12 protein-coding genes, 1 tRNA gene and 2 pseudogenes are annotated in these 10,257 nt (G+C 42.8%); 14 read left to right on the top strand and 1 reads right to left on the bottom strand.

The window, feature by feature from the left end; all coding sequences use genetic code 11:
- The 8 genes and pseudogenes from tolA to VZ94_RS16545 form a co-directional block, all read left to right on the top strand.
- Positions 1–437, top strand: a 437-nt coding sequence (gene tolA, locus VZ94_RS16575) for a cell envelope integrity protein TolA (RefSeq protein WP_045780073.1), incomplete at its 5' end; no start/stop codon positions are given.
- Positions 438–475: 38 nt separating this feature from the next.
- Positions 476–1,737: pseudogene (gene tolB / locus VZ94_RS33330) on the top strand (Tol-Pal system beta propeller repeat protein TolB).
- 32 nt (positions 1,738–1,769) lie between these two features.
- Positions 1,770–2,360, top strand: coding sequence for a peptidoglycan-associated lipoprotein Pal (pal, locus tag VZ94_RS16565; protein ID WP_045780072.1), 591 nt, complete (start codon positions 1,770–1,772; stop codon positions 2,358–2,360).
- Between the two features lie 9 nt (positions 2,361–2,369).
- On the top strand, positions 2,370–3,233 hold the full coding sequence (gene ybgF / locus VZ94_RS16560; protein ID WP_045780071.1) for a tol-pal system protein YbgF: 864 nt from the start codon (positions 2,370–2,372) through the stop codon (positions 3,231–3,233).
- 2 nt (positions 3,234–3,235) lie between these two features.
- Positions 3,236–3,880, top strand: a complete 645-nt coding sequence (gene queE / locus VZ94_RS16555; RefSeq protein WP_109867713.1) for a 7-carboxy-7-deazaguanine synthase QueE — start codon at positions 3,236–3,238, stop codon at positions 3,878–3,880.
- The gene (locus VZ94_RS31015; protein WP_275575305.1) at positions 3,881–4,210 is read left to right on the top strand and encodes a 7-cyano-7-deazaguanine synthase; all 330 of its coding nucleotides are present in this window, start codon (positions 3,881–3,883) and stop codon (positions 4,208–4,210) included.
- Positions 4,158–4,552 (top strand): annotated as a pseudogene (locus tag VZ94_RS31010) (7-cyano-7-deazaguanine synthase). Before VZ94_RS31015 ends, VZ94_RS31010 begins: the two are co-directional and overlap by 53 nt.
- Before the next feature lie 47 nt (positions 4,553–4,599).
- Positions 4,600–4,676: transfer RNA gene (locus VZ94_RS16545), tRNA-Lys, on the top strand.
- Positions 4,677–4,883: 207 nt separating this feature from the next.
- Here the strand turns inward: VZ94_RS16545 and VZ94_RS16540 are convergent.
- Positions 4,884–5,117 (bottom strand): hypothetical protein, encoded by a 234-nt coding sequence (locus VZ94_RS16540; protein ID WP_045780069.1) that lies wholly within the window; start codon positions 5,115–5,117, stop codon positions 4,884–4,886.
- A 463-nt stretch (positions 5,118–5,580) separates the two neighbouring features.
- Here VZ94_RS16540 and VZ94_RS16535 point away from each other — a divergent pair, with 463 nt between their 5' ends.
- The 6 genes from VZ94_RS16535 to VZ94_RS16515 all read left to right on the top strand — a co-directional run bounded on the left by VZ94_RS16535 (position 5,581) and on the right by VZ94_RS16515 (position 10,155).
- Complete coding sequence (locus tag VZ94_RS16535; RefSeq protein ID WP_045780068.1) at positions 5,581–6,066, top strand: nuclease-related domain-containing protein; 486 nt, start codon at positions 5,581–5,583, stop codon at positions 6,064–6,066.
- A gap of 237 nt (positions 6,067–6,303) precedes the next feature.
- Positions 6,304–6,555, top strand: coding sequence for a type II toxin-antitoxin system HicB family antitoxin (locus VZ94_RS16530; RefSeq protein WP_045780067.1), 252 nt, complete (start codon positions 6,304–6,306; stop codon positions 6,553–6,555).
- Complete coding sequence (locus VZ94_RS16525; RefSeq protein ID WP_045780066.1) at positions 6,548–6,778, top strand: type II toxin-antitoxin system HicA family toxin; 231 nt, start codon at positions 6,548–6,550, stop codon at positions 6,776–6,778. The genes VZ94_RS16530 and VZ94_RS16525 overlap by 8 nt, the downstream gene beginning before the upstream one ends.
- A gap of 469 nt (positions 6,779–7,247) precedes the next feature.
- Positions 7,248–8,717: a type I restriction-modification system subunit M gene (locus VZ94_RS27195; protein WP_204369189.1), complete on the top strand. Its 1,470-nt coding sequence runs from the start codon at positions 7,248–7,250 to the stop codon at positions 8,715–8,717.
- Positions 8,698–9,576 carry a thioredoxin domain-containing protein gene (locus VZ94_RS27190; RefSeq protein WP_204369188.1) on the top strand — a complete coding sequence of 293 codons (879 nt, stop codon included), beginning with the start codon at positions 8,698–8,700 and terminating at the stop codon, positions 9,574–9,576. Before VZ94_RS27195 ends, VZ94_RS27190 begins: the two co-directional genes overlap by 20 nt.
- A gap of 45 nt (positions 9,577–9,621) precedes the next feature.
- Positions 9,622–10,155, top strand: a complete 534-nt coding sequence (locus VZ94_RS16515) for an REP-associated tyrosine transposase (RefSeq protein ID WP_045780065.1) — start codon at positions 9,622–9,624, stop codon at positions 10,153–10,155.
- The last annotated feature ends 102 nt before the right edge of the window (positions 10,156–10,257 follow it).

Genomic DNA, 10,257 nt, shown 5'->3' with positions numbered 1-10,257 from the left:
CCAAAGCGGAGGCAGAAGCTAAGGCTAAGGCCGAAGCGGCGGCAAAAGCGAAAGCTGAGGCAGAAGCAAAGGCCAAAGCTGAAGCCGAAGCGGCAGCCAAAGCGAAAGCCGAGGCAGAAGCTAAGGCTAAAGCCGACGCTGCGGCAAAAGCGAAATCAGAATTAGCTGAGCTAAAAAAAGCCTTAATGCAAAAAGTTACACGTCAGTGGATTAGGCCACCGGATGCCACGCAAGGTTTAAAATGTACCGTTAGAGTTCGTTTATTACCAGACGGTACAGTAACCGATGTGGAAGTTATCGCGAGTAGCGGCGATGAAATATTCGATAATTCAGCCGTCAGTGCCGTTAATAAAGCGTCACCTCTACCGGTGCCTAAAGATAAAGAATTATTTGCCCGAGAATTTAGGCCGTTAACATTCGTATTTAATCCGAGATAACACTCTCTTTTTCTGCGCTTCATCTCACAGAGGTCATAATGGATTTACACAAAAAATTATGTATTGGCATCTTTTGTTTAGTTAACTTCAGTCTGGCTTATGCTGGGTTACAGATTGAAATCACTGAAGGTTTAGAAGGTGCTGTTCCGGTAGCCGTAGTGCCTTTTGCCTCTAGTGGTGCTCCTGTCAGCATTAGTGAAATCGTCAATGCCGATTTAGCGCGTAGTGGCTATTTTAAAATGATGGCAGAGCAAGCGATGCGTAGTCATCCTAGCACAGCCCAGCAGGTCAACTTCCCTGAATGGCAAGAATTAGCGCAAAATTACTTAGTCGTTGGTCAAGTGAATAACGCCGGTGGTCTTTACGAAGTACAATTTCAACTACTTGATGTGTACAAAACAGGCCAACTATTAGGTTATAAAATGACCTCATCACCTGCTGATTTACGCAGAACAGCCCATAAAATTAGTGATTTAATTTTTGAAAAATTAACTGGGAAAAAAGGCGTTTTCAGTGGCCGTATTGCTTATATTACTAGCGGGGGCGGTAATCACCAGCTACAAGTCGCCGACGCCGACGGCTATAACCCGCAAACTATAGCGTCATCGCCTGAACCGTTAATGTCCCCCTCTTGGTCGCCCGATGGTAAACGCATCGCTTATGTTTCCTTTGAGAGAAAAGCTGCCGCAGTTTATTTGCAAACCTTAGCGACTGGACAGCGTGAGCGAGTCGCAGAATTTCCAGGTATTAATGGCGCGCGTCATGGTCGCCCGATGGTACACGCTTAGCGTTAACCTTATCAAAAGACGGTAATCCAGAAATTTATGTCTTAAATTTATCAACTCGCTCATTACTGCGTTTAACGAATAACCACGCCATTGACACTGAGCCATCGTGGTCACCTGAAGGCAGTAAAATTATTTTTACTTCGGATAGAGGCGGAAAGCCACAACTCTATATGGCATCTAGCCAAGGTGGTGATGCTAAACGTATTACCTTTGCTGGTGATTACAATGCGCGCGGTAGTTTTTCGCCGGATGGACGCAATATCGTTATGGTTCATGGTAATGGCAGAAGCTATAGAATAGCAATTATGGATATGGCGACCCGTTCAATTAGCCCGCTAACGAAAGGTCCCTCAGATGAATCGCCTAGTTTTGCACCGAATGGCAGCATGATTTTATATGCATCAAAAGCAGGTGGTAACGGTTTCTTATCAGCCGTTTCCATCGATGGTAAAATGCAACAAAAACTGGTATTTAACAGCGGTGAAGTGCGCGAACCCGCATGGTCGCCCTAGTTTCCCTCTTTAGTTTAACTTTGGAAAACACAATGAAATTACGCATTATATTGGCATTAACGATTAGCACGTTATTACTGGCGGGCTGTGCAGATACCCCAGACGAAGACCCTAGTTTATTAGGTGGGCAAACGTCAACGAATGGTATTAATGATGCTTCGACCAGTGGTTTAAATGGTAGTACGGGTATTAATGGCTCAGAAATGGGCGGTTCAGGCATGTATGGCTCAGGTTCAAACATGTATGGTAGCAGTGGCAAAAACCTAGGCCCAGAATTTAGCGACCCTAGCAATCCCTTATCGAAACGCACGATTTATTTCATGTTAGATTCGAGTGACGTACAGCCGGATTTTATTCCTGTAATTGCGGCACATGTGCAATATTTAATCGCCAACCCTAGTCAGCATATCACTTTAGAAGGTCATTGCGACGACAGAGGCTCACGAGAGTACAACATTGGCTTAGGAGAGCAACGCGCTAAATCTGTTGCCAGTATGATGAAAATTCAAGGTGTATCAGAGTCGCAAATCAGCGTGGTTAGCTATGGCGAGGAAAAACCTGCTGCAATGGGTAATGATGAATCGTCATGGGAATTAAATCGTCGCGTTGAAATTGTTTATTAAGGTCAGCTAATGAAACCTCGTTTAACGTTGTTAACCTGTTTAAGCCTTGTCTTAAGTAACGCTTACGCGTTGCCAGAGGTTATTGATAACTCCAGTTACCCTCCTTCAGCGCAACCAGCACCTAATGTTAATTTAGCGGCTACGCCATCGACGAACGCAATGTTAGAGATGACCGCTAAGGTTGAGCAACTGCAAAGAGAAGTGCAGCAATTAACAGGTAAGTTAGAAGAGCAGGCTAATCAAATCGCTGAACTTAAAAAACATCAATCGACTATGTACACGGATGTGGATGACCGTTTGCAGCGTTTAGAAGGTACGGCCGCGCCTGCTGACCAGGCATCAGCCGAGTCAGCCGGTAGTGTGGCGCCGGAAACGCCTGTTGAAACTCCACAGGCGACGGAGCCAGCTGCACCAGCCGCTGATGCTGCGCCCGATAAGGTTAATGCAGCGCCAACACCGCCGGTAGCAGCCGCTAACAGCGCTGTACCAGCCGCGTCTGACGCAGAACAACAGCTTTATCAACATGCGTATACTGAGCTTAGAAACGGCCATACCGAGCAATCGATTACTGAGTTTAATGCTTATTTAGCACAATACCCAGAAAGCTCTTTGGCTGCAAATGCGCAATATTGGTTAGGCGAAGCCTTTAGAGTTAAGCACGATGACGAAGCTGCTAAACAAGCTTTTCAAGCCGTGCTAGATAAATATCCTACCCACGCTAAAGCGCCCGATGCGTTACTAAAACTTGGCTTTGTTGCCTTAGATCAAAATCAAAAGGACCTGGCCAAACAATATCTAACGCGCGTGACTACGGATTACCCTGACTCGAATGCGGCTAGATTGGCGAGTAAGAAATTGGCAACCATCAATTAATAATGGATTCTGAATTAAGAATTACGGAGATTTTCTACTCGTTACAAGGCGAATCGAATACCGTTGGCATACCGACGGCATTTATTCGCTTAACGGGATGTCCATTGCGTTGCAGCTATTGTGATACGGCTTACGCGTTTAGCGGTGGTCAAAAAATGACCATAGCCGATATTTTGGCTGAAGTACAAACGTATCAGTGCCAGTACGTCACCGTCACCGGTGGCGAACCTTTAGCACAGCCTGGTTGTTTAACATTAATGACTCATTTAGCCGATTTAGGCTTTTATGTCTCGTTAGAAACGAGTGGGGCGCTGGACATATCAGCCGTAGACGCACGTATTGTTAAAGTCATGGATTTAAAAACACCCAGTTCCGGCGAGCTAAGTAAAAATCGCTATGAAAATTTAGCGTTTTTAACAGCAAAAGACCAAGTTAAATTCGTTATCGGCAGCCAAGAAGATTACGAATGGTCAAAAGCCTGGCTTGTTGAACAACGTCTACATGAAACGTGCCAAATTTTGTTTTCTCCCGTAGCAGACCAGCAAAATCCTACTGAATTGGCTGAACATATTTTGCGAGATAGATTACCTGTGCGTTTTCAAGTCCAATTGCACAAATTGTTATGGCATGATGCCCGAGGCAAATAAATGCAAAAATCAGCAATCGTTTTATTATCTGGTGGACTGGATTCCATCACCGTTTTAGCCTTAGCCCAACAACAAGGTTTCACCTGTTACGCATTAAGTTTCGATTACGGTCAACGCCATAACGCCGAACTCACCGCAGCGGCGAATATCGCACAACGCTATCACGTAAAAGAACACAAAATTATAAAACTTAGCCTAGATGCTTTTGGTGGTTCGGCATTAACCGACAAACACATCGCTGTGCCTGAACAATTACAAGCAGGCATACCTGTTACTTATGTACCTGCTAGAAATACCATTTTTTTTAGCGTTTGCTTTAGCTTGGGCTGAAGTATTGCATTGCCAAAATATTTTTATAGGTGTTAATGCGGTAGATTACTCCGGTTATCCCGATTGCCGACCAGAATTTATTAACGCTTTTCAAAGCCTGGCTAACTTAGCGACAAAAGCGGGTGTAGAAGGCGTCCCATTCACGATACATACGCCACTGCTAAATTTAAGCAAAGCTGACATTATCACTACCGGCATTGCTTAAACATCGATTATAGCCAAACCGTTTCGTGCTATTCCGCCGATGAACAAGGCCAAGCTTGCGGTGTTTGTGATGCTTGCCGCCTAAGAAAAGCAGGGTTTGAGCAAGCCGGTCAGATGGATAACACGCGCTATAAATAAAATGCTTGCATATTTTTAAAACATCTTTATAATAAGCATTCTTTGTCGGGTCGCTAGCTCAGCCGGTAGAGCACCGCACTTTTTAATGCGATGGTCATGCGTTCGAATCGCATGCGACCCACCATATAAGTCATTGAAAAAGCCAGTTTTTTAACTGGCTTTTTTTTATGCCCACCGCTCAGGATAGGGAAATTCTTTCCATATTCTTTCCATTTTGATTTTCCAACGGGTTTAAATGCACGGCTTGGCCGAGGAATTCCGGTGCGTGGCGGTAAAGTGGGTAAGTCATTCGTTGTCATGGTTGTTTTTCCTTTTGCTTGATTGGCTAGTTTTATAGCGTTCCGTTTTTGAGTCGTTCAGCGAGTTGAACGAGGTTAACCATTGTGTAACGCCCCACTTTAACGAGTAAGTAGCCGTTATCTATCCAACCCCTCATGCCTTCAGATAAGCCGTTAAGTTCGGCGGATTGCCTTTGATGAATCATTGGTAAAGAGACGTTAACGCTTATCGGTAGCTGCATTAACTGTTTTTCCATCGTGTTGTCTTGCATTGGTGTTTGTTCCATAATTGACCCCTTAGCCTGTTTGTGGCTGGTTAAAATCAATGACTAAATATTAGTCAACTAATATTTGGTGATTTATGAAAAATAGAATCAGAAAACTTAGAGAATCTTTATCGATGGATAGAACAATGTTTGAGGCTGAAACAGGTTAAAGGCAAAAACCTGGGCAAACGTTGAAAACGGTATCCAAAGAGCAAACGAGGAACATATTGAAGCAATTGTAAAAAGATGGCCTCAATACGCTTATTAGCTTACTACGGCTTTAACAATTCCTGAAGCTGGACAAATCAGCCCAGAACTAGAGGAGATTCGAGAAAAACAAAATCTATTAACGGGTACAAAATAGCCGAACAAATTAAAAAGAAATGGACGCGAAGGATTGACGCGCTAGACAAGCTAGGCTAACTTGTAAGCTAGATAGAGCTAATTATAGCTATATAGAAAGGAAATAAAGGAATTAAGATAAATGATAGTTGAAATGATAGTCACGTTAGCTTTTTTAGCAATTCCATTTAGCATTGGTTATCAAACAGGAAGAAAAAATCTAATCTATAAAGAGAACGAAGGTGAAAAAAAGGTAAGGATAACGCTACAATCTATTGAAGAGCATGGGTATCATTTAAAAAACAATATCACAATCCCTACCACTAACGGTTCAACTCAAATTGATCACATTTTATTTTCAAGAAAAGGTATTTTTATAATCGAAACAAAGGACTATAAAGGATGGATTTATGGTAATGAAAAACAGCACAAATGGACGCAAACATTCAAAAATAGTCAAAAAAAATATAAATTCTTAAATCCCTTATTACAAAATAATGGTCACATCTATCATTTGAGCAATGTAGTAGGCATATCAAAAGAATGGATAATTTCAATAGTTGTGTTTACTAATTCTGAAGTCGAAATAAAAACTAATTTACCGAACAAACGTTGTAAAACTAAATGACTTAGTCAAATATATATCGCAATTTAATAACGACATATTAGACGAAAATCAAGTATATGAAGCAATTGGAAAAATAGAGTACAAAAGAAGTAAGCGTTCAAATAAGGTAGATGAAGAACACATTGAGTATATACAAAGCAAATATAAGCAATAAGCCTTAGAAAAATAGTTTCGTAACCTTAAGAAAGTATTTAAAAAGGACAACGCCAGAACAGGTAACAATAAGGCTAGGTAACAATGATTAGAGAATATATCGACGCTGCATTAAATAAAGCACATTACGAATTAATCGAAGATGATGAACCCTATTACGGCGAGATAGAAGGATTAAACGGTGTTTGGGCAACCGGCAAAACATTGGAAGAGTGTAGGAAGAATTTAGCCGAGAGCGTTGAAGGTTGGATTTTAATTCATAATAGCAGAGGTTTAGAAATTCCACCTATCGACGGTTTGGTTATTAGCACACCAAGGATAATGGAGGTTGCCTAAGCTAACTCCTATTAGTTGGAGCGAATTAGTAGCAACGCTCAGATATTTAAAGTTTGAAGGACCTTATAGCGGAGGTAAACATCCGTATATGGTAAAAGGTAAAAGCGTTCTTACGTTGCCAAATCCGCATAGGCAAGAAATTAGTGTTGATTTATTATCAAGATTACTTAAGCAAGCTGAAATAGATAGAGACGAATGGTTTAAGGCAAGAAATAAAAGCTAATTCTTCTCATATTCTTTTTCCAACGGGTTTAAATGCACGGCTTGTGTAAGTTTGGCCGATATTTGGGTGCGATTTTACCTGATATTTGGGGGTAAATAACGGATTCACCAATTCAAAATGGCTAAATTACTGCTAATTTAATTCCGTTTCAATTCGTGCAAATACATCCTGCCAACATCCTTTTTTAGTTTGCCTACACAATCTAACCGAGTCATACCAGGGCGACATCTCCCCAGGTAACGCCCAAAGATAATAAGGCAAATTATCCAAGTCGCCTTGCCGATTGCGGCTTTCTAAAAGCAGGCAAGTGCCAAAATGAAACTTCAGTGTATGCCGTTTTGAAGCCTATACTGAATACCGCGATTTATATTAGAACACGCTTTTTTAGTCTATTCTCTACATGGTACTATTCGCCGTTTAATTGACTACAGCCTCACACTCTGCAATCGCAAGTAATAGAAAGGACACTATGAACCAAACACCTAACAACTTAGCGGACTACATCTGGTTATTAGCAGACTTGCTACGCGGTGACTTTAAACAAAGCCAATACGGTCGCATCATTTTGCCTTTTACTTTGTTACGTCGTCTTGAATGCGTATTGGAAGATAGCAAAGAAGCTGTGTTAGCGCAGGTCGAGAAAGTGCAAGCGATGAACTTGCCGGAAGAAGCGCAAGAAAAGTTGTTACTCAGAGCCACAAATGGCTTGTCGTTTTACAACATCTCAAAAATGGACTTGTCCAAACTGGGTGAAGCCGGTATCGCTGCCAATTTAGAAAGCTATATCCAAAGCTTTTCCAAAGATGCGCGAGAGATTTTTGAATACTTCAAATTTGTAGAATTTATTGGTCAATTGAACGATGCCAATCTGCTGTACAAGATTGTGCAAAAAGTCAGAACTACTGATTTAAGCCCCAAGGTCATTTCCAATCATGACATGGGTTTGGTGTTTGAAGAGCTGATTCGGCGTTTTGCTGAAAGCTCAAACGATACCGCTGGCGAACACTTTACCCCGCGCGACATTATCCGCCTCACGACCTCGCTGGTATTCATGGAAGATGATGAAGCACTGACTAAACCCGGCATTATTCGCACACTCTATGACCCTACCGCTGGCACAGGCGGATTTCTCTCTGCGGGTATGGAATACGTTCACGAACTCAATCCGCAAGCGGTGATGCGTTCGTATGGTCAAGAACTGAATCCTGAAAGCTATGCGATTTGCAAAGCGGATATGCTTATCAAAGGGCAAGAAGTCAAAAATATCAAACTGGGTAATACCTTATCCAACGACCAACTCTACGCTGACAAATTTGATTACATGCTTTCCAACCCGCCATTTGGCGTGGACTGGAAAAAGATTGAAACTGACATTAAAGATGAACACACGCTAAAAGGTTTTGCTGGTCGTTTTGGGCCGGGTTTACCGCGTGTCTCTGATGGCTCGTTACTGTTCTTATTGCATCTGATCAGCAAATTACGCGATTCTGCCGATGGAGGTGCACGCATAGGTATTATTCTCAACGGCTCACCTTTGTTCACTGGCGGTGCGGGTTCTGGCGAATCGGAAATACGTCGTTACATTCTGGAAGCGGATTTATTGGAAGCGATTGTCGCCTTGCCAACCGATATGTTTTACAACACCGGTATCGCGACCTATATCTGGATACTGTCCAATAAAAAAGCCACTGAACGCAAAGGAAAAGTGCAACTCATCAACGGTGTCAATTTATACGGAAAAATGCGCAAATCATTAGGTAGCAAGCGCAACGTGATGGACGATGACGATATTGCGACTATCACCCGCTGCTTCGGCGCTTTTGCCGTGATAGAGCCTTACGAACTGAATAAAGCCAGCGAGCAAAAAAGCAATCGCGGTCGTCAATCTGCGAATGCCAAAACTGAAGCTGTAAAAACCTTTGCCAGCAAAATTTTTTAATACCCATGAATTTGGTTATCGTCGCATCACCATAGAGCGGCCATTACGCGAGTCCTACCAATTTAGCGATCAGCGACTAGAAACCTTACGTTTTGACAGTGGTGCACTAAATGCAGCGATGCAATGGATTTACGCCGAATATGCAACAGACGATCACTGGTCCGACCATCCGGATTGCGAACATTACGGTGACTTAAGCGCGCACGGCGAAGCAATACGGAAATATTGCAAACACCATTTTAGCGAACTCAAGGAAAAACACCTTAAAGATCTGCTGGATCGTACACTTTGGCTGGAGCAGAAAAAGCTGCTGCTAAAAGCGCGACAACTGCAAGCCATTATCGGACTGGAACAGTATGACGACATGAATTTGTTTGATAATGTGCTGAACGCAGCCAGTAAACAAGCGGGTGTATTCCTGGACGCAAAAGACAAAAAACAGATTAAAGCCGCTGTCAGTTGGAAAAATCCTGCGGCGGAAAAAGTGATTAAGAAAACGCATCGCGCTAAACCTAATCCAATCTACGGCTTATTCGCGGTAGATGGCCAAATCATAGAATACCAAGCCGATAGCGAGCTGCGCGACTATGAGAATGTGTCGCTTGATCCAAGTCAATCCGTCAATGCGGTCAACGAAGCTTACTTTCTGAAAGAAGTCCATCCGCATGTGCCGGACGCCTGGATAGATGCTAGTAAAAAGGATGACAAAGATCAGCAAATTGGGATTGTCGGTTATGAAATACCGTTTAACCGGCATTTTTACCAATACCAGCCACCACGGGATTTAGTGGAAATCGACGCAGACCTGGATAAAGTCAGCGCCGAGATTATGGCCCTATTGCGTGAGGTGCATTCGTGAACAACGCCATCCGCAAGCGTTTGAAAATCATCATAGAGGGATGAAATGCAATATCGGCGACTTTATCAACCCGGTGCGCGTTATTTTTTTACCGTAGTGACCGAAAATAGACAGCCGATATTAATTGAACACATAGAGCGATTGCGTGCCGCCTTTCGCTTGTGCAAATCACGTTACCCGTTTGAAATTGATGCAATAGTCGTTTTACCAGAGCATTTACATACCCTATGGCGATTACCGGAAAACGATGACGATTTCTCTAAACGCTGGATGGTGATTAAACGTAAATTTTCAGCCGGATTGCCAAGCCGGGTAATCAGTGATTCCAAGACCAAAAAACGTGAAAAAGGCATTTGGCAACGTCGGTTTTGGGAGCATTACATTCGCGATGAAAACGATTGGCGGCAGCATGTGGATTACATTCATTTTAATCCGGTTAAACATGGATACGTTTCCAGACCACAGGATTGGCCGTACAGCTCATTTAACCAAGCCGTCCACAAAGGATGGTACGAGCCAGGAATTGAGTTAGAGGATCAATTTATCCAGTTAAATCATGAAAACATCGGCAATGAATAGAATAAGTAGGATGGGCAAAGCGACAGCGTGCCCATCAAACAGGGTTGGCATTTTTGATGGGCACGTCGTACCTCCTTTGCCCATCCTACGATGGCTTGTCGG

Origin of the sequence: Methylocucumis oryzae (assembly GCF_000963695.1) — a bacterium.
Lineage (GTDB): Bacteria > Pseudomonadota > Gammaproteobacteria > Methylococcales > Methylomonadaceae > Methylovulum > Methylovulum oryzae.
The sequence above is the reverse complement of the archived record's forward strand: the minus strand, read 5'-3'. Positions and strand labels throughout refer to the sequence as shown.